The sequence below is a fragment of the Glycomyces tritici genome, assembly GCF_030403505.1.
This window is the reverse complement of sequence record NZ_JAUEMJ010000003.1, coordinates 512,633-535,629: the sequence shown is the minus strand read 5'-3', so window position 1 is coordinate 535,629 and position 22,997 is coordinate 512,633. Positions and strand designations below refer to the sequence as shown.

Below are 22,997 nucleotides of genomic sequence, written 5' to 3'. Positions count from 1 at the left end.
GGGAACTGATGGCCCAGCCGATGTCGGCGACCGCCCGGCCGGCGGGACCGTCCGAGCCGCCGCTCACTCCGCTGACGGGCATGCCCAAGCGCGTCTTCCGCGAGATCGTCATGCTCCTCATGGGCGGCGTCGCGGTGTTCCTGCTGCAGCTCACCATCGACGTGGCGCTCACCGACACCACCACTTCGGTGACGTACACGCTGCCGCTGCTCATCTTCATCGTCTCCATGTGCGCGTGGACCTCGGTGAAGATCCTCGCCCCGTACGCGGACCCGCTGTTCGTGCCCATCGCCGCGTTCCTCACCGGCATCGGCATCGTCTACATCCGGCGCATCGACCGCACCGCCCGGACCGACGACCCGCTGCCCGCCGACGCGGGGATCTTCGCGGGCCAGGGCGGGCGCCAGCTCATGTACTACATGGCCGGCGTGGTCCTGCTGACCGTGCTGCTGATCGTGGTGCGCAACCACCGGGTGCTGCGCGGGTACGCCTACATCCTGCTGTTCGCGGGCATCTTCCTCGCGGCGATCCCGGGCTTCCTGCCCGCGTCGATCTCGTCCTCGGGCGGCTCCAAGAACTGGATCCGCTTCGGCAGCTTCTCGGTGCAGCCCAGCGAGTTCGCGAAGCTGATGCTGCTGATCTTCTTCGCGGTGTACCTGGTGCGCAAGCGGGACATGCTCTCGGTGGCGGGCAAGAAGATCCTGGGCCTGCAGCTGCCGCGCATGAAGGACCTCGGCCCGATCGTCATCGTCTGGGCCGCCAGCCTCGTCATCCTCGTCATGGAGCGCGACCTCGGCACCTCGCTGCTGCTGTTCTCGATCTTCCTCTCGATGCTGTACATGGCGACGCGTCGCGCCTCGTGGATCGTCATCGGCCTCACCATGTTCGTGGGCGGCTGCATCGCGATCTACCCGTTCTTCGGCCACCTCCAAGTGCGCGTGGCGATCTGGCTCGACCCGTGGAAGTACGAGTACGTCTACAGCGACGGGACGACGCCGTCGTCGTGGCAGCTCGTGCAGGGCCTGGTCGCGATGAACTCGGGCGGGCTCATCGGCAACGGGCCGGGCTCGGGCAACCCGAACATGATCCCGGCGTCCGAATCGGACTTCATCCTCGCCGCGATCGGCGAGGAGGTCGGGCTCATCGGCCTCATCGGCATCCTGATGCTGTACGCGATCCTCGTGCAGCGCGGCTTCAAGACCGGCATCATGTCGCGCGACCTGTTCGGCTCGCTCATGGCCGGCGGCCTGGCGTTCCTGGTGGCGTTCCAGCTGTTCGTGGTGCTCGGCGGCGTCACCGGGCTCATCCCGATGACCGGCCAGACCACGGCGTTCCTCGCCGCGGGCGGCTCCTCGCTCGTCGGCTCCTGGCTGCTGATCGGGCTGCTCGTGCGCGTCTCCGACGACGCCCGCAAGCCCTGGCAGGCCTCGTTCGGCCTGATGAAGACCGAGGCCCCGCCGGAGTTCCTCGCCGAGCAGGCCGCCAAGCGCGCCGCCGAGCAGGCCGAGCTCGCGGGGGTCATGGACTCCGGTCCGATCCCCGGCGGCGACCAGCCGACCGAGCTCATCATCCCCGCGAACCTCCAGGGCGGCGGCGCGACCGGGGGGACGACCATGGAGGAGGACGTGCTCAGCCCGCCTCCGGGCGGCCCGGTCTCCGGCCCGCCGATGTCCTCGCCCCCGCAGGGAGGCGGCTACCAGAGCCAGCCCGGCGGCCCCACCGGTTACCAGGGCCCGCCCGGAGGCCCGACCGGTCACCAGGCCCGGCCCGGAGGCCCGACCGGCCACCCGAACCCGCCCCCCGGCCCGCAGTACCCGCCGCAGTCGCCCCCGCCGCCGCCCGGTTCGGCGTACGGCAGCCCGCCCCCCGGCGGCAACACGACCCGACCCGCCCCGCAGACGCCGCCACCGCCGCCGAGCTCTGCGTTCGACTACCGGCCCGAACCCCCGAACGGCTACGACGACAAGAGGAAAGAGGGCGGCGAATGAACCCGGCCCTGCGCCGCATGGGCGTCATCGCGCTGGTCCTGCTGGCCGCCCTCATGGTCCAGTCGACCTGGGTGGCGTTCTTCCACCACGAGGACTACGAGGGACTGGCCAACGCCCGCACCCTCATCGCCGAGTACGAGGTGCCGCGCGGCCAGATCCTCGCCGGCGACACGGTGATCGCCGAGTCGATCCCGACCGACGGCGGCACCTACGGCTACAAGCGGAACTACCCCGAAGGCGACTACTTCGGGAACATCACCGGCTTCAAGTCGATCAACTACGGTGCCTCCAACCTGGAGGCGTACGAGAACTCGCTGCTCAACGGCACCAGCTCGCTCCTGGCCTTCGACGACTTCTGGGCCACGGTCCTCAAGGAGAACAAGACCGGCGGCAACGTCGTCACCACCGTCGACCCGGACCTCCAGAAGGCCGCCTACGACGCCATCGCGGACGCCGACGTCAAGGGCGGCGCGGTCGTGATCGACCCCCGGACCGGCCGCATCCTCGCCCAGGCCTCCTACCCGGGCTGGAACCCGACCGAGGTCTCCTCGAACAACGGCGACACCGCCAAGGCGGCCAAAGAGGCCCTCGACGCGTCCGGCGACATGCTCGACCTCACCCGCCAGGAGTTCTTCCCGCCGGGCTCGACGTTCAAGACGATCGTGTCCGCCGCGTACATCGAGAACGGCGGCAAGGCCGACGACATGGTCCCGGCCGGGAACGGCTACACCGCCCCCGACACGAACCACGAGATCACCAACTCCTCCGACCAGTGCCCCAACGCGGAGTACACCCTCGAAGAGGCCTTCGCGAAGTCCTGCAACACCACCTTCGCGAAGCTGTGCGTCGAAGAGCTGACCACCGAGCAGATCACCGACATGACCGAGGCGTTCGGCTTCGGCGAGGAGTACGAGACCCCGCTGGCCACCGTCGCGTCGAAGACCGGCGACCTCTCGGAGGAGGCGTTCCGCGCGCAGGCCTGCATCGGCCAGCAGGAGGTCCGCGAGACCGTCCTGCAGAACGCGATCATCGCCGCGACCATCGCCAACGGCGGGGACCGGATGGCCCCGCAGATCGTCGCCGAGCTCACCGACTCCGAGGGCAACACCGTCCAGAACTTCGCCGAGGACAACCTGGGCCGGGCGATCGACCTCGACACCGCCCAGGAGCTGCAGATCCTCATGGAGGCGGTCGTGGACTACGGGTCCGGCAAGACCGCGCAGATCGACGGCTACACCGTCGGCGGCAAGACCGGCACCGCCGAGCACTCCGAGGACGGCGAGAACCCCGACCCGGACCACGGCTGGTTCCACGGCTGGGCGATGGACAAGGACGGCGAACCCGCCGTCGCCGTCTGCGTGTTCCTCGACTCATACGGCGAAGGGGCCTCCGCCAAGGCCGCCGAGATCTCCGGCGACCTCATGGAGCAGGTCCTCGACGGCGGTGAGGAATGACCGGGTGCCTGCGGCCGTGTCGCCTTCCTCCGGGTTGCAGCCGGGAATGATTGCGGCAAAGACACAGTTTCCTCACGATCCCCTGACGTAGCAACCGAACGGCGCGCCCGAACGTGGATCTTCAGAGAGGTCGGACCGAGGTGTCGCGCGGCAGTGCCGCCGCACGACGAACCAGGTGCTGAGCGGCCTGCCAGTAGACTGAAGCGTCGATCCCCCCGGAGCTGATCCCTCCCCAAGCGATGAGGAGACGCCGTGTTGAGCCCCGAAATGCTGCTCGGGCAACGCTATCGCCTGCGCGAACGCATTGCCGTGGGCGGCATGGGCGAGGTCTGGCGGGCCGAGGACACCGTGCTCGAACGCACCGTGGCCGTCAAGGCGATGCTCCCTGCGCTGCTGAGCGAGCCCGGCTTCGCCAAGCGCTTCGCCGCCGAGGCGAAGATGGTCGCCGGCCTCACCCACCCGCACATCGTCAACGTCCACGACTTCGGCAACGCCGACCTGCCCAGCGGCGAGACCACCGCCTACCTGGTGATGGAGTTCATCGAGGGCAAGTCCCTCGCCGACCTCATCGCCGAACGCGGCCGGATCGACGCCCGCGAGCTCATGCCCATCATCGCGGCCACCGCCGAGGCCCTCCAGCAGGCGCACGAGCGCGGCATCATCCACCGCGACATCAAGCCCGGCAACATCCTGGTGCGCGACAGGGACGGCCAGGCCGTCCTCACCGACTTCGGCATCGCCCGCTCCGGCGCCTCCGGGGACCTCACCGCCACCGGCTCCGTCATGGGCACGGCCTCCTACATCGCCCCTGAGCAGGCCGAAGGCACCGGGGTGCTGCCCGCCTCGGACATGTACTCGCTCGGCGTCGTGGCCTTCCACGGCCTCACCGGGCACCGGCCGTTCCAGGCCGAGAACCCCATCGAGCTCGCCCTCCACCACGTGCGCACCCCGGCCCCGCCGCTCCCGCAGGACATCCCGCCGGGCGTGCGGGCCTTCGTCGAGCGCTCCCTGGTCAAGAACCCGCACCAGCGGTTCGCCAGCGCCACCGAGATGGCCGCGCTCGCGCGCATCGCCGTCGACGCCAACCCGAACTCGACCTCGGTCATGCCGCCGGTCGGCCAGCTCCCGCGCCGCGCGGGCGTGGTCAGCATGGGCGGGCCGCCCGCGGGCGTCGCCGACCCGGCGACCGCTTCCCCGCAGATGCCCATGGGAGGCCAGGTCCCGCCCGGTTCCACTCCTCCGGGCATTCAGCTGGGAGCAGTGCAGCCGCCTTCGGGGTCCAAGCCGGGCATGAACCGGAACCTGGTCAAGGTGCTCGCAGGCGTCGTCGCGCTCGTCGTGGTCGGCGGTATGGTGTTGCTGCTCCTCAACATCGTGAACGGCGGAGGCACGCCGTCGGACGACGGTGGCCAGAGCGGCCAGATCGAGCAGAGCGCCGACGAGGAAACGCAGTCCGACGAGTCCGACGAGTCCTCCGAACCTGAGGAAGAGCCCACGTCGAACGGCCTGGAAATGCCCACGATGAGCGATCGGACCTGCAACCAGCAAGCGCAGGGCTGTGACCGATAGCGGGCTTTCGGGCCTGCCGCTGCCATTAGAATCAAGCCGCGATGAACGGAACACGAGGACGTAAAACGCGATGACGACAGAGCCCCGCCTGCTAGGCGGCAGATACGAGATCGGCGAGGTCGTCGGCTACGGGGGGATGGCTGAAGTCCACCGTGGCCGTGACCTGCGACTCGGCCGCGATGTGGCGGTGAAGCTGCTGCGGGCCGACCTCTCTCGCGACGAGTCCTTCCTCATCCGGTTCCAGCGCGAGGCCCAGAACTCGGCGTCGCTCAACCACCCGAACATCGTCGCGGTCTTCGACACCGGCGAAGACGGCGGCATCCCGTACATGGTGATGGAGTTCGTCAACGGCCGGACCCTCAAAGAGGTCCTGATCGCCGAGGGCCGCTTCGACGCGGCGACGGCCTGCGAGGTCGTGGCCGACATGTGCTCGGCCCTGGACTTCAGCCACAAGCACCACATCATCCACCGGGACGTCAAGCCCGGCAACGTGATGCTCTCGGACACCAACCAGGTCAAGGTCATGGACTTCGGCATCGCCCGGGCCCTGGCCTCGAACCAGGCGACGATGACGCAGACCAGCGCGGTCATCGGCACCGCGCAGTACCTCTCCCCGGAGCAGGCGCGCGGCGAGACCGTGGACGCCCGCTCGGACGTGTACGCGGTCGGCTGCGTCCTCTACGAACTGCTCGTGGGGCACCCGCCGTTCACCGGCGACAACCCCGTCTCCGTGGCCTACCAGCACGTGCGCGAGGAGGCCCGGCCGCCTTCGGAGCTCAACCCGAACGTGCCGGACTCCGTCGACGCCGTGATCATGAAGGCGCTCGCGAAGAACCCCGAGAACCGGTACCACTCGGCCGGGGCGATGCGCGAGGACCTGATCCGCGCCGCCCGCGGGCAGGCCGTGATGGCCCCCGCCGTGATGAGCGCGGGCGACCGGACCCAGCTCCTCGCCGGCGGCGCCGACTCGACGGCCCCGATCACGCCGATCGCGACCTCCTCGAGCAAGCGCCGCCCGTGGCTGATCGCCCTGGGGGTGATCCTCGCGCTCGTCGCGGTCACCGCGGCCTCGTGGGGGATCATGAAGATGCTCGAGGAATCGGCGACGGTGACCGTGCCGAACGTGGTCGGCCAGGAGCGGTCGGTGGCGGAGCAGACGCTCACCGATGAGGGTTTCACGGTCGACTTCAAGGAGGAGATCGCGAAGGACCCGAACGATACGGACATCGGTCATGTCACCGCGCAGACCCCTGAAGCGAAGGCGGAGGCCCCCGAGAACTCCGAAGTGACGCTCACCGTGATGATCGCCCCGGAGGACGTCAAGGTCCAGGACGTCGTCGGCGACAATGTCGAAGAGGCCACTGAGAAGCTCGAAGCCCAGAATCTCAAGGTCAAGATCGTCCAGGAGGAGAGCACCGAGCCGGACGGCGAGGTGCTGTCGCAGAGCCCCGAGGGCGGGGAGTCGGTGCCGCCGACCACGGAGATCACGCTGACCGTCTCCGAGGGCGGCCGGGCCACCGTGCCGGACGTGTTCGGCATGACCGTCGACCGGGCCACCACCACGCTCGACGATGCCGGGTTCCAGGTGCTGGTCGAGTACGGCAACGGAGGCGAGCAGGAAGGCGTCGTCTACGCGCAGGATCCGGGCCAGGGGTCGAACGAATCGCAAGGCACCACCGTGACCATCACCGCCCGGGGCGTGGTGATCACCTGGGACGCCTCCACCACCCCGGCCGATCTGCAGGCGACGCTCCAGGGGATGGGGCTCACCGCCACCATCGACGGTGACGCGACCGCGACGACCATCGAGGCCGTCACCAACGAGGACGGGCCGATCACCAGCGGCTCGGCCGTCGCCCCAGGCACCACGGTGACCATCACCGCCGCCGAGGAAGACGGCGGCGGAGGCGGCGACGAGACCTCCACACCGCCGGACGACACCTGCAGTCCGCTGGACCCGACCTGCGACAACGAGGGTTAGCGCACAGCGAGCAGTGGGGGCCCGGACGCGGTAGCGTCCGGGCCCCCACTGCTCGCTGCCTCTTGCCCGCCGATGACCTGGAAAGCGTCATAGACAGCGGTCCTCCCCATTGGAATACCGGCCACGCGCCCCACCGAATCCCATGCGCGGGAACGGAACCCGCGTGCCGTGTTACCCGAGACCGCCGTTGCTCTGGAGCAGTTGGGCGTTGATCCACCCGCCCTCGGCCGAGCACAGGAATGTCACCAGGTTCGCGCAGTCCTGCGGCATACCAAGGCGCCCGAGCGGTGTGAAGCGGGAGAAGTCGGCCTTCTGCTCCTCGGTCATCCATCCGGTGTCGGTCGGCCCGGGGTTTATCGCGTTGGCGGTCACGCCCCGGTCGGCGAGCTCGCCGGCGGCGGCCAGGACGATTCGGTCCATGGCGCCCTTGCTCGCGCCGTAAGGGAGGTTCCCGACGGTGTGGTCGCTGGTCAGGCTGATGATCCGGCCGCTGCCGTGGGGTCCGCGGAAGCGCAGCCCGAACTCCCGGATCAGCAGCCACGTTGCTCGCGCGTTGACCGCGAAGTGCCGGTCGAAGCTCTCCACAGTGGTGTCCAGCAGGCCGGAGTCGACCGACTCGCAATGGCACAGCACCAGCGCGGTGACGCCTCCAAGCTCGCGCTCGACGCGGTCGAAGAGCTGGGCCGGCGTCGTCTGGTCGTGCAAGTCCGCCTCGACCGCAACTGTTCTCGCCCCGAGAGCAGCCACCTGCCGGCGCAGTGCTGCGGATGCCTCCGGCTCAGCGCCCCAGGCCATCCGCGTGTCATACGGGGTCCAGTAGGTGAAGGCGACGTCCCAACCGGACCGGGCCAGGTTCAGCACGACGGATGCGGCGATCCCCGCCGAACGGCCCGCCCCGGTGACCAGGGCCAGCGGACGCCGCGCCGTGCCCTCGTCCTGCGGTCCTTCCATGCCCATCTGTTCGCTCATGGGCCTCATCCTGACGGGCCGTCCCTCGATGGGCAACCGATTTCATCGGTGCGCTCCCTGATCCGACCTGCTGTCCGCCGGTGTTCTCGCCGGTGCCGGCCTGGCGGGCGAGCCGGATCGAACCTGCTGTCGCATTGCGCAGCACCTGGACTGGTGCGTCTGCGCGCGCAGCGGGGCCCCGACCGAAATGGCCGGGGCCCCGCTTCTCTTGATCGCCGCGCGTCGACCCGCCTCGGTCCTGCGCGGCTCCGGGCCGGGGTTGCAGACCCGGTCCGAGCTTTGTATGCAGTTGGGAGCCAAGGAGAAAGGTGCTCCCCGGGCGCGAGCAGGTCGCCCGGGGAGCCGGACCGGCCGGGGAGCCGGGCCGCGGGACCGTTCCGGGCCGGTACGCGGTCGACCGTCCGTCCCGAAGTCGGCACGGTGTCGACCGTCCGGAGGCAGGTCCGGGGTGAACCGGCCCGGGTGCGGTCCCAGGTGGGTGTTACTTGGGCTCGATGCCGCCTTCGAGGAGGCGGACCATGATCGGGTTGTCGAAGTAGACGTCGTTGAGCGCGTACGCACCCGGGTCGATCGCCTTCACGCGGGCGCCCTCGACGCCGTAGCTCACACGCTGGTTCAGGAACAGCGGCAGGCGCGGCAGGGTCTCGTTGAACACGATGCCGAGCGTCTTGTTCGCCTCGGCCTGCTCCTCCTCGGTGCCCTGCTGGGCTTTCATGTACACGTCGTTGACGTTCACCTTGCCGAGCGTGGGCGAGTCGACCTCGTCGGTCGGGATGCCCATGCCCGCGGCGTCGGCGGTGCCGGCGTTGTCGGTGAACCACGCCATCTGCCACGAGCCGTAGGCGTAAGGCACGAACGGGTTCGCCCACTGGCGCACCGCGATGTCGTAGTCGCCCGCGCCCCAGATGCCCCACGGGTTGTCCTCGGGGACGCTCTTGTAGGCGACCTCGATGCCGAACTCGGTGAGCTGGGCCGCGGCCTGCTCGCCCGAGAGCACGAAGTCGGTCCAGCCCTCGACGCCGGTGATGGCGTACTTGGCCTTGTCGCCGGCCGGGGTGTGCCAGCCGTCGGACTCCTTCTTCCAGCCCGCTTCGGTCAGCAGCGTCTCCGCCTTGGCGTGGTCGGGCGTGTAGTACTCCAGCTCGACGCCCTCGAACAGGCCCTCCGCGTGCGGGTCCGGCAGGCCCGAGTAGGTCGCCGGGATGTAGTAGCCGCCGTTGCCCTTGGCGATCTCGCCGATGGACTCGCCGTCGAGGATGTACATGAACGCCTTGCGCACGCGCGCGTCGGCGAACTCGGGGAACCGGCCCTGGTTGAGCATCAGGCCGATGCCGTCGAAGCCCGGCGTCGAGAGCTCCTTGAGCCCCTCCACCCCGGCGATGGTCTGGCGGTCGGTCGCGCCCAGCACCTGCGTGCAGTAGTCGATCTCCCGCGAGAGCAGCATCTGCACGGCAGCGGCGTTGTCGCCCGCCTGGACCTCGACCTTCGCGAACTTCACCTTGTCGGCGAACAGCCCGTCCGGGTGGACCTTGAAGCTGATGACCGTCTCGCCGATCTGGTCGAACTGGTACGCGCCGCTGGTGATCGGGTCCTCGTCCTTGAAGTCGACGGCCGCGATCTTCTCCGCCAGCGCCGACTGCTCCGGGCTGCCCTGGATCACGCCGGCCTCGACCAGGCCCTGGGCCTCGTCCATCCACTCGCCGTAGCGGGCGTGCGGGAGGATCTGCGCCTTCAGCGCGCCGTGCTCGACGCCGGGGAACGCCGCCGAGTACGTGACGGTGACGGTGGTGTCGTCATCGGCCGTCGCCGTGAGCAGCTGGTCCCAGCCGACGGTGCCCTGCGCGGCGTTGAGCTTCTGCAGGTAGATGGTGCCCACGACGTCCTTCGCGGTGACGGCGTTGCCGTCGGTCCACTTGACACCCGAGCGCAGCTTGATCGTCAGGGTCTTGTCGACCAGCTCGACCGACTCGGCCAGCTGCGGGATCCACTCCAGGGTCTCCCAGTCGAGGATCGCCGGGCGGGGGAGGAACAGCTCCGCGACGGGCGCGGGGACCAGCAGGGCAGCGTTGTTGATCGCCGCGTTGTGGTGCTGGGTGGTGATGTCGAACGGGTAGACGTAGATGAAGGTGCCGCTGGCGCCTTCGCCTTCCGAGCCTTCGGCCTGGCAGGCGCCGAGGACGCCTGCGGTCGCAACGGCGCCGGCGCCGAGGCCGACCGCCTGCATGAGGTTGCGTCGGCTGAGCTCGAATCGCTGAGAGGTCATCGCCGTTTCCTTTCAATCAATGTAAGAGGGCAGTGATGTGTGAGTGGTGGTGCAGGGGTACCGAGGTCAGATGGCTGATTCGGGTTCGGGCCGCCTTGAGGCGGGGACGGCGTCGAAGGTGAGCGTCCGGTCGTCGGCCCGCACGCGGTCGCGGGCGACCACGTGGCAGGCCACGTTCCTTCGCGACGCGAGCTGCAGCAGGGGCCGCTCGCCGTCGCACAGGCCCGGCTCGAAAGCCGGGCACCGCGGGTGGAAGGCGCACCCGGCGGGCAGGTCGTGGAGGCTCGGGATCTCCGCCGAGCGGAGCTGCTCGGTGGAGCGGTTGGCCTTCGCCAGGTCCGGGTCCGGCTCGCACACCGCGCCGATGAGGGCCTTGGTGTACGGGTGCTGGGGGTTCCCGATGACCTCCGGGGTGGGGCCGTGCTCGACGACCTTCCCCAGGTACATGACCGCGATCTCGCCGTCCCACGCGAAGTACTTCGCGACGGCCAGGTCGTGGGTGATGAACAGGAAGCCGACGTCGAGCTCGTCGCGCAGCCGCCCGAGGGTGTTGAGCAGGCTCACCCGGATCGAGACGTCCAGCATGGACGTCGACTCGTCGCAGATGAGCAGCTTCGGGTCCATCGCCAGCGACCTGGCGACGTTCACGCGCTGGCGCTGGCCGCCCGACAGCTGGTGCGGGTAGGCGTCCAGGTAGGACTCCGGCGGCGTGAGGTCCACGAGCCGCAGCAGGTCGGCGGCCTTCGCGCGCGCCTCGGCCCGGCCCTTGACCAGGCCGTGCCGCTTGAGGCCGGCGGTGAGCGTCGAGTAGACGGTGCGGGTCGGGTTGAGCGCGGCGTACGGGTCCTGGTGGATGTACTGCACCGAGCGCCGGTACTCGGTGCGCTCGGCCGCGTTCATCTCGGTCAGGGACTTGCCGCGGAACTCGACGGCGCCGCTCGTGGGCCGGGTGATCCCGGCCGCCGCGCGGGCGGTCGTGGTCTTGCCGCAGCCGGACTCGCCGACCAGGCACAGGACCTTGCCGGCCTTGACCTCGAGGTCGACGCCGCCGACGGCGGCGACCGGGCCCTTGCGGGTGTCGAAGACCTGCTCCAGGCCCGACAGCTTCAGCAGCGGTGTCTCAGACATCGGCGGTCTCGCTTTCGACGGTGCTTCGGGCGTCGCCTGCGACAGTGCTTCGGGCGTCACTTTCGACGGTGCCCGCGGGTCGGTCGTCGCACTTGCGCTCGAAGCGGACCTGGTCGTGGTGGAGGCACGCGGCCGTGTGGCTCATGCCGAGCGGGCGCTCGGCGAGCAGGTCGAGGTCGATCCGCTCGCGCTTGCACTCGTCCGTGGCGAACGCGCACCGCGGGTGGAACGCGCAGCCGCTCGGCATCGCCTTGAGGCTCGGCGGGTAGCCGGGGATCGACTCCAGCCGGGGCCGGAGGCCCTTGACGGGCATGACCGCGTTGATGAGCCCGGCCGTGTACGGGTGCTTGGGCTCGTAGAAGATGTCGCGGGCCGAACCGGTCTCGATGATCCGCCCGGCGTACATGGTGGCCACCCGGTCGGCGAGCTCGGCGGCGAGGCCCAGGTCGTGGGTGATGAACACCATCGTGAACCCGAACTTCTTGCGCAGCTCGTGGAGCTGCTGCACGATCGAGCGCTGCGTCAGGAGGTCCAGTGCCGTGGTCGGCTCGTCCAGGACGAGCACCTGCGGGTCCAGGGCGATCGCGAGCGCGATGAGCGCGCGCTGCTTCATGCCGCCCGACAGCTCGTGCGGGTAGGACTGGAGCACCCGGTCGGGGTCGAGCCGCACGGTCTCCAGGAGCTCCCCGGCGCGGGCGTCGACGGCGGCCTTCGTCCACTTCTTCTTGCCGTCCGAGTGGTCCTTGAGGGTGTCGGCGAAGTGGTCGCGGATCTTGATCACCGGGTTGAAGGCGTTCATGGCGCCCTGGAAGACCATCGCGGCCTCGGCCCAGCGGAAGCGGCGCAGCTGCTCCGGCTTCATCTTCAGGAGGTCCGCTGTGGAGCCGTCCTTCAACCGGTAGGTGAGCGAGCCGGAGGTGATCTCGCCCAGGCCCGGCAGGAGCCGCAGCAGGCCCAGCCCGAGGGTGGTCTTGCCGCAGCCGGACTCGCCGACGAGCGCGAGGGACTGTCCTTCGTAGAGGTCCAGGTCGATGCCGCTGACGGCGGTCACCGACTCCTTGCGGCCGGTGCGGTACGCGATGGAGAGGTCGCGGACGCTGAGAATCGGGTCGGTCATCGTTCTCACCTTTCCCTCAGGCGCGGGTTGAGGGCCTGGTCGAGGCCGCGTCCCATGGTGACGAGGCCGATCGTGAAGAGCACGATCATGAGCAGCGGCGCGAGCACGAACGGCATCGCGACCGGGAGGAGGAAGAAGTTGTTCTGCCACGAGAGGTGGATCATCAGGCCCCAGTTCGGCGTGCCCGAGGGCATGAGGCCCAGGATGTAGAGGCCGACGATGGCGTAGATCGCCTGGTTCACGGCGATCACGAAGTTCACGAAGATGAACCCGGCCATGTTCGGCAGGATCTCCCGGAACACGATCCGCATCGGACCGAGGTGCTGGAGCTTCGCGGCCTCGACGAACTCGCGCTCCTTGAGGGACATGACCTGCGCCCGGATGGACCGGAACAGGAACGCCCACATGGTGGAGCCGACCACGATCGCCACGCCCCACGGCGGGATGTCCTCGAAGAACGCGACGACCGCGATCATCAGGAGGAACTGCGGGATCGTCACCGTGACGTCCGTGAGCTGCAGGAGGATCGCGTCGATCCGGCCGCGGAAGTAGCCCGCGATCGAACCGAGGACGACGGCCACGAACACGGCCATGACGGCCGCCATGCCGCCGACCCAGATCGGCTCCGCCCCGGAGTTCACCAGGATCGTGAAGGTGTCCTTGCCTTCGTACTGGGTGCCGAGCCAGTGCTCGCCTGAAGGCGCGGTCCAGATCTTGGTGGTGTCGGTCGGGTTGTCCTGGTCGACCACGAGCGGGCCCACAAAGGAGAACAGCACGATCCCGAGGACCAGCACGGTGCCGGCGAACCCGGCGGGGGAGCGGGTGAGACCGGTCCAGATCTGCCCGAACGTGCTCTCCCGGAACGTGCGGCGCGGCTTCGCGGCCGGCGCTTCGACGGCGCTCGTGTCGACGGCGGTCATGCTCACGCCTCCTGGCTCTCGGACTTGATGCGCGGGTCGATCTTCACCAGCAGGAGGTCCACGATGAGGCTCGTGATGACTACCGAGGTGGCGAGGATGATGACGGCGGCCTGCACCACCGGGTAGTCGCGGTTGCCGATGGCCTGCATCAGCATCTGCCCGACCCCGGGGTAGTTGAGGATCTGCTCGATGACGATCGAGCCGCCCACGAGCATCCCCAGCTGGAGCGCGATCTGCGGGACCACCGGCAGGAGGGCGTTGCGGCCCACGTAGTTGCGGCTGATGCGGCCCGGCTTCAGGCCGCGGGCGCGCGCCACCGTCACGTAGTCCTCGGTGAGCACCTCGGTGGTGGCGGCCTTCATGTTGAGCATGAACGCGCCGGTGGAGGTGAACGCGAAGGCGATGATCGGCAGGATCGCGTGGAACAGCGCGTCCCCGAAGAACACCGGGTCCAGGCCCGGCTCGATGCCCGCGGTCACGCGGCCCCGCATGTCGAGGAACGGCAGGATGCCCAGCACGGTGTAGCCGAGGACGACCACCGCGGCGATGAGGATGTAGTTCGGGACGCCCGTCAGGAACGAGCCCACCGAGGTCATGGTGTGGTCCAGGACCGAGCCGCGCCGGTAGGCCGTGGCCATGCCGACCGAGAGCCCGATGACCGCCGCCAGGACGATGCCGGCGCCGACGGCGAACAGCGTCCAGGGCAGGTACTCCATGACGTGCTCGAACACCGAGGTGCTGGGGCTGGTGAGCGAGTTGCCCAGGTCCAGGGTGACCAGGCCCTTGAGGAACTCGAGGTACTGCGACCAGGCGCTGGCGTTGGGGTCGTAGGCCACGATGTTCGCGGCGGTGGCCATGGCCTGGTCGTGCGACATGCCCGAGCTGTTGAGGCGCCCGGCCATGATCTCGATCGGGTCGCCCGGCATGAGCTGCATGAGCATGAAGGTGATGGTCGCGACCAGCCAGATCACGAAGACCGACTGGAGGATGCGGCGGAAGACGTAGGAGGTCCAGACGCGCCGCACCACGCGGGCGGCGGTTCGGGGCGGCGCGTCGCCCGGCGGGGGCGCGGCAGGTGCGGTCACCTCGGTGCACTCCTTCGTGCGCTAGTCGGGCACCGGTTCTCGGAAGAAGCGGTGGGCCTCGAATGACGGGGGGCGAAACAAATTGGAAAGATTGTTTCTAGTTAAAGAAGCTACCTGCCGTGACCCGGCGCACGCCAGCCTTGAGACGGAATCGTTATCGGTGCGTCCGTGCTGTGACCATTGACTCCCGGGGCCGGGCGCGGGCTTCCACGGTAAAGCCAGTACGCTCGTACTGTTAGGGGCGGAAGCCTCGGCGCCCTCAGCGGCGCAGTCACACCAGGCGCAGGTGAGCGCAGGAGAGGTAGCGAGACTATGGCGAAGATCAAAGTTGCGAACCCGGTCGTCGAGCTCGACGGCGACGAGATGACCCGCATCATCTGGAGCAAGATCAAGGACGAGCTGATCCACCCCTACCTGGACGTGGACCTCAAGTACTTCGACCTCTCCATCGAGCACCGCGACGCGACCGATGACCAGGTCACCGTGGACGCCGCCAACGCGATCAACCAGTACAACGTCGGCGTCAAGTGCGCCACCATCACCCCCGACGAGGCCCGCGTCGAGGAGTTCGGCCTCAAGAAGATGTGGCGCTCCCCGAACGGCACCATCCGCAACATCCTCGGCGGCGTGGTCTTCCGCGAGCCGATCATCATGAGCAACGTGCCGCGCCTCGTCCCGGGCTGGACCAAGCCGATCATCATCGGCCGCCACGCCCACGGCGACCAGTACAAGGCCACCGACTTCAAGGTCGACCGCCCCGGCACCCTCACCGTCACCTTCACTCCGGCCGACGGCTCCGAGCCGATCGAGATCCAGGCCGCCGAGTACCCGGAGGGCGGCGGCGTCGCCATGGCGATGTACAACTACAAGAAGTCCATCGAGGACTTCGCGCGCGCCTCGTTCCGCTACGGCCTGGCCCGCAACTACCCGGTCTACCTCTCGACCAAGAACACCATCCTGAAGGCCTACGACGGCATGTTCAAGGACGTGTTCCAGGAGATCTTCGACAACGAGTTCAAGACCGAGTTCGACGCGGCGGGCCTGACCTACGAGCACCGCCTCATCGACGACATGGTCGCCGCCGCCATGAAGTGGGAGGGCGGCTACGTCTGGGCCTGCAAGAACTACGACGGCGACGTCCAGTCCGACACCGTCGCGCAGGGCTTCGGCTCGCTCGGCCTCATGACCTCCGTGCTCATGACCCCCGACGGCAAGACCGTCGAGGCCGAGGCGGCCCACGGCACCGTGACCCGCCACTACCGCGCCCACCAGCGCGGCGAGAAGACCTCGACCAACCCGATCGCCTCGATCTTCGCGTGGACCCGCGGCCTGGCCCACCGCGGCAAGCTCGACGGCACCGCCGAGGTCACCGGCTTCGCGAACGAGCTCGAGAAGGTCGTCATCGACACCGTCGAGAGCGGCAGCATGACCAAGGACCTCGCCGCGCTCGTCGGCAAGGAGCAGGCGTGGCAGACCACGGACGAGTTCCTCGACACCCTGTCGGAGAACCTCGCCAAGTCGGTCGCCAAGTAGCGCTGCCAAGTGACGGCTCGGAAGCTTCACCAAGGGCGCAAATTATGCGAACTGGGGCGTAACCGGGCCGATCGAGGCTCGTTGTAGAAGGCAGCGGCGCCCGTTTCGGCGACCGAGCGTCATGAACCGCTCGCGAGCTTCGCGGATGCCGCCCCTTCCCAGTTGGAGGCCCCGGCCCACGTGTGCAGGCGCACACTCGGCAGGGGCCTCCCCCCTTTCGGGACTTGTAAACTAGGCGGGTTACAGCCGTCGATCGGAAGGCCGCAATCTCGTGAGAGGCGTCATCCTCGCCGCCGGACAGGGGCAGCGCCTGCGCCCTGACACCGACGCGCTCCCCAAGACCCTCCTACCGGTCACCGCGACGGAGACGATCCTCGACACGATCGTGCGCGGCCTGGCCGAGGTCGGCGTCCTCGACCTCGCGATCACCGTCGGCCACGCCGCCGAGAAGATCCGCGAGCACGCCCCGGTCCTCCAGGAGCGGTACGGCGTCACCGTCGCCATCGTCGACAACGACAAGCCGCACTGGAACAACGCCTACTCGCTGTGGACCGCCCGCGAGCACTACGCGCAGGGCGCGGTGCTCGTCAACGGCGACACCGTGCACCCCACGAGCATCGAGCGGAACCTCCTCGCCGCCTCCGCGACCGATCCCCGGCTCCTGATCGCCCTCGACGACCACAAGGAGCTCACCGACGAGGCCATGAAGGTCCGCGTGGGCGAGGGCGGCGTCGAGCTGATCCACAAGCAGCAGCCGATCGCGACCGCCGCGGGCGAGTACATCGGCGTCGGCCTCATCCCCGCGGGCGTCGCCGACGACCTCACCAAGGCCCTCGAGGCCACGTACACGCGCGACACGACCCTCTACTACGAGGACGCCTTCCAGCTCCTGGCCGAGGCCGGCCAGATCGGCACCGTCTCCACCGGGCCCGTGGCCTGGACCGAAGTAGACGACCACGCCGACTGGGCGCTCGCCAAGACCATCGCCGAGGGCCTGTAGGTTGCCGACCTTCGCGCGCACCGTCCTGGCGCCGATCACCGTCGAGGTCTCGGCCGGGGCGCTCAAGCGCCTCCCCGAACTGCTCGCCGACTCCCGGATCTCCTCGGGCGGGCGCGTCGCCGTCGCGCTCGGACCCGGCCTCGGCGAGAGCATCGCGGCCGAGCTCGACCACCTGCCGGACGCCACCGTCCACACCGTCGCGCCCGGCAGCCTCCACAGCGCCAAGGAGCTCACCAAGAGCCTGCGCGCCGACCACCGGGTCGACGCCCTGGTGGGCATCGGCGGCGGCAAGCTCCTCGACACCGCGAAATGGGCCGCGTCCGACCTCGGCCTGCCCATGGTCTCGGTCGCGACGAGCCTCGCCCACGACGGCCTCGCGTCGCCGACCGCCTCGCTCGAACGCGACGGCGTCTCGGTCTCCTACGGTGTCCATCCGCCGCTCGCGGTCCTCGCCGACCTCGACTTCATCCGCCAGGCGCCCGCGCACCAGCTGCAGTCCGGCATCGGCGACGCGCTCACGAACCTCTCGGCCGTCGCCGACTGGCACCTCTCGCACGAGGTGAACGGCGAACCCGTGGACGGCCTCGCCGCCGCCATCGCCCGCACCGGGGCCGAGGCCGTGCTGCGCCACCCCGGGACCATCAGCGACGAGTCGTTCCTGGCGACGCTCGCGGACGCGCTGATCCAAGGCGGCCTCGCGTCCAGCATGGCCGGATCGTCCCGGCCCTGCTCGGGCGGCTGCCACGAGATCGCGCACGCGCTCGAAGCGCTCCACCCCGGACTGGCCACCCACGGCGCGCAAGGCGCGCTGGGTGCGCTCGTCTGCACGTGGCTGCGGGGCGACACGCCCCTGTTCAAGGAATTGTCGGCCGCCATGAAGCGGCACGGCCTGCCGCGCACGGCGAACGAACTCGGACTGGAGACCGCGGAGCTCGCCACAGCGGTGGCCTACGCTCCGAGGACCCGGCCAGGCCGTTATACGATTCTCGAACATCGTGAACTGGACTCGGTGGCGCTGGAGCGACACCTGACGGAGATGATGCATGAGCTCGATTAGCCCGCACCCCGACGGAGTCCCCGGCCCAGCCGGGAACAACGACGGGAGCCCGGACAACTCCGATGCGACCGCCCCCCAAGGCGGTTTCGGTCCCGGGCCTTCGGCCAACCCCGCGGGATACCCGCCGGGGTCCATGAGCTCCGGTTCGGCGGCTTTCGCGAGCCCGCCTCCGTCAGCCGCGCCCGGCATCACCCCCGGACACCAGGGCCCCGCCGCGGCCTCGCCGCCGCGCGCCCACGCTCCGCAGCCCCAGCAGGGCTACGGGCCCTCCTCCTACGGCGCGCCCGCAGGGCAGCAGCCGCAGGCCTACGGCGCCCCGGCGCACCACCAGCCTCCGCCGAACCCCGGTTACGGTGCGCCGCAAGGGCAGCAGCCCTACGGCTCGCCGCCCCCGCCGCACGGTCCCGGACAAGGCCAGGGTCAGGGTCAGGGTGCGCCCTACGGCGCCCCGCAGCCCCACGGCCCCGGCCAGCCGAACCCGTACGGCCAGCCGCAGGGTCAGCCCCAGGGGCAGCCGCAGAGCCAGCCGAACCACGGCGGCGGCGGCAGCGGCCACTACCAGCCGCAGCAGCCCCCGCCGCCCCCGGCGACGGCACCGGCCCCCCACGGCCACACCTCGCCTCCGCGCGCGACGGCTCCGGCCCCGCACACCCAGACCCCGCCGCCTCCGGCCTCGGCGCCCCCGGCGCCGGCCTCCCAGAACCAGCAGCAGCAGTCCGGCCAGGTCCCGCAGGCGCCCTACGCGACCCGCAACGAGCCGAGCCGCGACATGCCGGTGGCCGGGGCCTCCCCGATCCGCCGCAACCTCGACGACACCGCCGAGCTCCCGGCCTTCCTCGACTCGGCCCGCAGCGACGAGACCGGGCCCATCTCGCGGCCCGTCGAAGTCAAGCCGCTCAAGCGGAAGTTCCCGCTGACCACCGGCTTCACCGCGCTGGTGCGCCACCGCAACGCGCTGTCGGTCCTGGTGCGCCGCGACCTGGCCGTCAAGTACCAGTCGACCGCGATGGGCTACCTCTGGTCGCTCATCGAGCCGCTGGGTCTGACGCTCATCTACTGGTTCGTGTTCGACCTGGTCTTCGGCGGCGGCAAGTCCATCCCGAACTCCGACCCGGACAGCCCCCAGGCCGGCTACCTGCTCTTCATCGTCTCGGGCATCTTCGCCTACCAGTGGTTCTCCATGGCGGTCAACCAGGGCGCCGGCTCGCTCGGCGGGCAGGCGGCGCTCATCACCGTCATGAAGGTCCCCCGCGAGGTCTTCCCGATCTCGAAGGTGTTCGCGCGCTTCGCCGAATACCTGGTCGGCTTCCCGATCATCCTCATCGTCGCCATCATCGGCGGCGGCACCTGGGGACTCAACCTGCTGTGGCTGATCCCGGCCATCCTGGTCCAGACGATGCTCCTGGCGGGCATGACCTTCATCCTCGCCGCCGCCAACGTCCTCTACAAGGACGTCGAACGCTTCCTCGGCCTGTTCATGCGCGTGCTCTTCTACGCCTCGGCGATCATCTTCCCGATCACCAAGGTCGCCGAAGCGCAGACGATGAAGGACAACCCCTGGCTGTACGACATGTACTCCTCGAACCCGCTCATCGGCATCTTCCTGATGCACCGCGCGGCCTTCATCCCCGAGCTCGCGCCGAACACGTTCCAGCTGTGCACCGCAGTGGGCATCTCGGCGTTCCTCATGTTCTTCGGCCGCTGGATCTTCTACCGGATGGAACCGCAAGTCCTCAAGGCGCTCTAGCAGTATGAGACGGCCCCGACCTGTGAGCAGGTCGGGGCCGTCGCATTGCTCGGTACGACCGCGCGACCGTTCCCTCGGTACGATGGGCACGAGTGGACTCGCGGTTCCCCTTCCCAAGTGCCCGAACCGACCGGCCCATCACACCGGACCGCAGGGCGGGGACGGGACGCCTAGTATGGGGCGACTCGAAGCGCCCGGCACCCCTAGACGGAGAATCCAGCACCATGACCTCGCCCCAGCCCCCCGGGCCCCCGCCCCGAGCCGAAGCCGGGAACGGTGTCAACGAGGAGACCCTCCACCTGCCGTCCGTCGCGACAGCCGCCGCGCGGCCGTCCCCCGCTGCCGCGCCGCAGCGCACCGCTCCGAGTCCCTACCCCGTGCGGCCGCCCTTCCGCGCTCCCTCGCCCCCCGCACTGCACCCGGGTCCGCCGCCGGCGACCACCGGCGGCCACCCGCGCCCCGCCCAGGCGCCCCCGAACCACGTCCCCATCGCGTGGGAGGGCGTCGGGTTCCGACCCGATATCCAGGGCCTGCGAGCCGTGGCAGTGCTCCTGGTGCTGCTCTCGCACGCCGGCTTCGGTTTCGCCGCAGGCGGTTACATCGGCGTCGACGTCTTCTTCGTCCTGTCCGGCTTCCTCATCACCTCACTGCTGGTGAAGGAGGTCTTCGACACCGGCAAGATCTCCCTGGCCGGGTTCTACGCCCGCCGGGCCCGCCGCATCCTGCCCGCCGCCAGCCTCGTCACCGTCGCGACGGTCGTCGGCGCCTGGCTGTGGTTCCCCGTCACCCGCCTCGAAGCGGTCATGCAGGATGCCTTCACCGTCATCGTCTACGTCGTGAACTACCGGTTCGTGACCGAGCAGACCGAGTACCTGAACGCCGACCAGATGCCGTCCCCCTTCCAGCAGTTCTGGTCGCTGGCGGTCGAGGAGCAGTTCTACCTCCTCTGGCCGCTGCTCCTCATCGGACTGATGTTCCTGGCCGGGCGGTCGCCGCGCAAGTTCGTCAGCGCGGGCGTCGCCGCCTGCGCCGTGGTCATCGGCATCTCGCTGGTGCTCTCGGTCCTGGTCACCGAGCAGTCGCAGCCGACCGCCTACTACGCCGCCCACACCCGGGCCTGGGAACTCGCGGCGGGCGCTCTGCTCGCACTCGCGCTGCCCGCCTGGAGGAAGACCCCGAAGGCGGCCGCCTGGGGCCTCGGCATCATCGGCCTCGCCATGGTGCTCACCGCCGGGTTCATGTTCGGCGAGGCGACCCCGTTCCCCGGCTACTCGGCCATGCTGCCGGTCACGGGCACCATGCTCCTCATCATCGCCGGCACGAGTGCCGCGGGCCATCCTGTCGGGCGGCTCCTGAGCACCGGGCCGTTTCAGTTCTTCGGGAAGATCTCCTACAGCCTCTACCTGTGGCACTGGCCGATCCTCATCCTGATCCCGCTGGCCGTCGGCGCCGAACCCTCGATTCTCCTCAACGTCGTGCTCCTCATCGGCGCGGTAGCCGTGGCGCAAGTCTCGTACCAGTACATCGAGGAGCCGGTCCGCAACGCGCGCTTCATCAAGGCGAACAAAGTGTGGGGCCTGCTCACCGGCCTCGCCTGCTCACTCGTGGGGATCGCGGTGGTCATCGCCTTCACGGTCGTCTTCGTTCGGGCTCCGAGCGGTGATCCCGTTCCCGCAGCGGAGGTCGAGCAGTCCGAAACCGTCGCGCAACTCCAAGAGCAGCTGGCCGCAGCCCTCGAAGTGAACACAGTGCCGGAGAACCTGACGCCCTCGCTTCTGGAAGTCGAGAACGACCAGCCGGCCATCTACGACAACGACTGCCATCTGCGAAAGGTCGAGACCGTCCAGCCGGACAACTGCACCTACGGCGTCATCGACGGCGACAAGACCGCAGTGCTGTTCGGCGACTCCCATGCCGCTCAGTGGTTCCCGGCCCTGGAGCCGATCATGGAGCGCAACGGCTGGCGCCTGATCATCCGGACCAAGAGCGCTTGCACGCCGGTGTCGGTCTCGGTCGAGGACGAGGAGATCGACGATTACTACGCGCAATGCGACGAATGGCGCGGCAACGTGTTCGAGGAGCTCGACTCCATCGCCCCCGACCTCGTGATCCTCAGCTCGTCTGAGGGCCCGGTGCTCCATGGCGTCGACGACGCCGACAGCGCCTGGCTCGACGGCTGGCAGGAGACCCTCGATCGCATCCAGGGAGCGGGCGCGCAGGTCGTCACCATCGCCGATACGCCGCGTTCGACCGAGTCGATACCTGAATGCGTCTCCTTGCACATGGACTCGCTGCAGGATTGCAGCATCCCCCAGGCCGAAGGCATCAGGCTCCCCGAGCGCCGGGCGGACACGATGGCCTTGCAGGAAGCGGCCGGCGCGGTCGTCATCGACCCCGTCGACTGGTTCTGCACGCAAGGTACCTGTCCCGTGATCGCGGGGGATATCCTGATGTACAGGGACGCCCACCATATGACCACGCACTACGCGGCCTCGCTGGAAGGGCTTCTTGAAGACGCGCTCCCCGAGCTCTGAACCCCGCCGCCGGCCCCACGCGAGCCGGTGGTCTCCCCGAAGTCTTGAAAGGAACACGATGAGGACAGTAGTACCACTGATCGGTGCAGCGGTCCTGCTGCTGCTGGCCGGGTGCACCGGTGAAAGCGGCGAGCCCGACGGCTCGGCCGAGTCCGAAGGGCCCCAGGGGTGGGACCAGCCGGCCGAGGTGCAGATCGCCGCTCCCGCGGGTTTCGTCCCGGTCGCTGACGAGGAGCGCACCGATCTGATGGCGCCGACGGAGGTCACCCAGATCTTCGGCCTCGACGGCGACGAGTTCGCCAACGACCGTCTCATCGTGACCAGTTACCTGCTCGACGAGGGCGTCGACACGTCGACGTACGAGTCGCAGCTCGAACTGGTCCTCGCCTACGACGAGGCCCGCGGCGTCGGCAGCGACCTGGAGGGCTACTACCCGACCCTGGTGCACCGCGCCGACGGCATTCACCGGTACGTCGAGTTCCCGGTCGACGACGGGGACACCGAGCGCCCGGTCGTCAAGCAGAGCAACTACTACCTGTTCTCCGGCAATCGGGCCATCCAGATCACCTGCCAGTGGCGCTACCACTTCGAGGACGTCAGCACCGCGTGCAGCGACCTGACGCAGAACTTCACCCACGCCGAGGACTGGTAG

General features: G+C 69.2%; 16 protein-coding genes. 10 read left to right on the top strand and 6 right to left on the bottom strand.

What is annotated here, in order from left to right; all coding sequences use genetic code 11:
• Nucleotides 1-8 precede the first annotated feature (8 nt).
• From QWI33_RS12840 to pknB, 4 genes are all read left to right on the top strand, one after another.
• A complete protein-coding gene (locus QWI33_RS12840; RefSeq protein WP_289957540.1) occupies nt 9-1,988 on the top strand; it encodes an FtsW/RodA/SpoVE family cell cycle protein in 1,980 nt (659 codons plus the stop codon).
• Nucleotides 1,985-3,442, top strand: a complete 1,458-nt coding sequence (locus tag QWI33_RS12835; RefSeq protein ID WP_289957539.1) for a penicillin-binding transpeptidase domain-containing protein — start codon at nt 1,985-1,987, stop codon at nt 3,440-3,442. The genes QWI33_RS12840 and QWI33_RS12835 overlap by 4 nt, the downstream gene beginning before the upstream one ends.
• Nucleotides 3,443-3,694: 252 nt before the next feature.
• Nucleotides 3,695-5,011 (top strand): serine/threonine-protein kinase, encoded by a 1,317-nt coding sequence (locus tag QWI33_RS12830; protein WP_289957538.1) that lies wholly within the window; start codon nt 3,695-3,697, stop codon nt 5,009-5,011.
• Between the two features lie 70 nt (nt 5,012-5,081).
• The gene (gene pknB / locus QWI33_RS12825; protein WP_289957537.1) at nt 5,082-6,992 is read left to right on the top strand and encodes a Stk1 family PASTA domain-containing Ser/Thr kinase; all 1,911 of its coding nucleotides are present in this window, start codon (nt 5,082-5,084) and stop codon (nt 6,990-6,992) included.
• A gap of 171 nt (nt 6,993-7,163) precedes the next feature.
• Here pknB and QWI33_RS12820 read toward each other — a convergent pair whose 3' ends face one another.
• The 6 genes from QWI33_RS12820 to QWI33_RS12795 form a co-directional block, all read right to left on the bottom strand.
• Nucleotides 7,164-7,961: an SDR family oxidoreductase gene (locus tag QWI33_RS12820; RefSeq protein ID WP_289957536.1), complete on the bottom strand. Its 798-nt coding sequence runs from the start codon at nt 7,959-7,961 to the stop codon at nt 7,164-7,166.
• A gap of 481 nt (nt 7,962-8,442) precedes the next feature.
• Nucleotides 8,443-10,224, bottom strand: a complete 1,782-nt coding sequence (locus QWI33_RS12815) for an ABC transporter substrate-binding protein (protein WP_289957535.1) — start codon at nt 10,222-10,224, stop codon at nt 8,443-8,445.
• A 66-nt stretch (nt 10,225-10,290) separates the two neighbouring features.
• Complete coding sequence (locus tag QWI33_RS12810) at nt 10,291-11,352, bottom strand: ABC transporter ATP-binding protein (protein ID WP_289957534.1); 1,062 nt, start codon at nt 11,350-11,352, stop codon at nt 10,291-10,293.
• The gene (locus QWI33_RS12805; RefSeq protein ID WP_289957533.1) at nt 11,345-12,469 is read right to left on the bottom strand and encodes an ABC transporter ATP-binding protein; all 1,125 of its coding nucleotides are present in this window, start codon (nt 12,467-12,469) and stop codon (nt 11,345-11,347) included. Before QWI33_RS12805 ends, QWI33_RS12810 begins: the two co-directional genes overlap by 8 nt.
• Nucleotides 12,470-12,474: 5 nt before the next feature.
• Entirely contained in the window at nt 12,475-13,389 is a 915-nt protein-coding gene (locus tag QWI33_RS12800) for an ABC transporter permease (RefSeq protein WP_289957532.1), read from the bottom strand.
• Between the two features lie 2 nt (nt 13,390-13,391).
• Nucleotides 13,392-14,474: an ABC transporter permease gene (locus QWI33_RS12795; RefSeq protein WP_289957531.1), complete on the bottom strand. Its 1,083-nt coding sequence runs from the start codon at nt 14,472-14,474 to the stop codon at nt 13,392-13,394.
• 312 nt (nt 14,475-14,786) lie between these two features.
• Between QWI33_RS12795 and QWI33_RS12790 the strand changes: the two genes are divergently transcribed.
• The 6 genes from QWI33_RS12790 to QWI33_RS12765 all read left to right on the top strand — a co-directional run bounded on the left by QWI33_RS12790 (nt 14,787) and on the right by QWI33_RS12765 (nt 22,997).
• Nucleotides 14,787-16,007, top strand: a complete 1,221-nt coding sequence (locus QWI33_RS12790; protein ID WP_289957530.1) for an NADP-dependent isocitrate dehydrogenase — start codon at nt 14,787-14,789, stop codon at nt 16,005-16,007.
• A gap of 271 nt (nt 16,008-16,278) precedes the next feature.
• Nucleotides 16,279-17,007 carry a phosphocholine cytidylyltransferase family protein gene (locus QWI33_RS12785; RefSeq protein ID WP_289957529.1) on the top strand — a complete coding sequence of 243 codons (729 nt, stop codon included), beginning with the start codon at nt 16,279-16,281 and terminating at the stop codon, nt 17,005-17,007.
• Between the two features lies 1 nt (nt 17,008).
• Nucleotides 17,009-18,064, top strand: coding sequence for an iron-containing alcohol dehydrogenase family protein (locus QWI33_RS12780; protein ID WP_289957528.1), 1,056 nt, complete (start codon nt 17,009-17,011; stop codon nt 18,062-18,064).
• Nucleotides 18,051-19,811: an ABC transporter permease gene (locus QWI33_RS12775; RefSeq protein ID WP_289957527.1), complete on the top strand. Its 1,761-nt coding sequence runs from the start codon at nt 18,051-18,053 to the stop codon at nt 19,809-19,811. Before QWI33_RS12780 ends, QWI33_RS12775 begins: the two co-directional genes overlap by 14 nt.
• A gap of 224 nt (nt 19,812-20,035) precedes the next feature.
• Entirely contained in the window at nt 20,036-22,345 is a 2,310-nt protein-coding gene (locus QWI33_RS12770; protein WP_289957526.1) for an acyltransferase family protein, read from the top strand.
• 58 nt (nt 22,346-22,403) lie between these two features.
• Nucleotides 22,404-22,997, top strand: coding sequence for a hypothetical protein (locus QWI33_RS12765; RefSeq protein WP_289957525.1), 594 nt, complete (start codon nt 22,404-22,406; stop codon nt 22,995-22,997).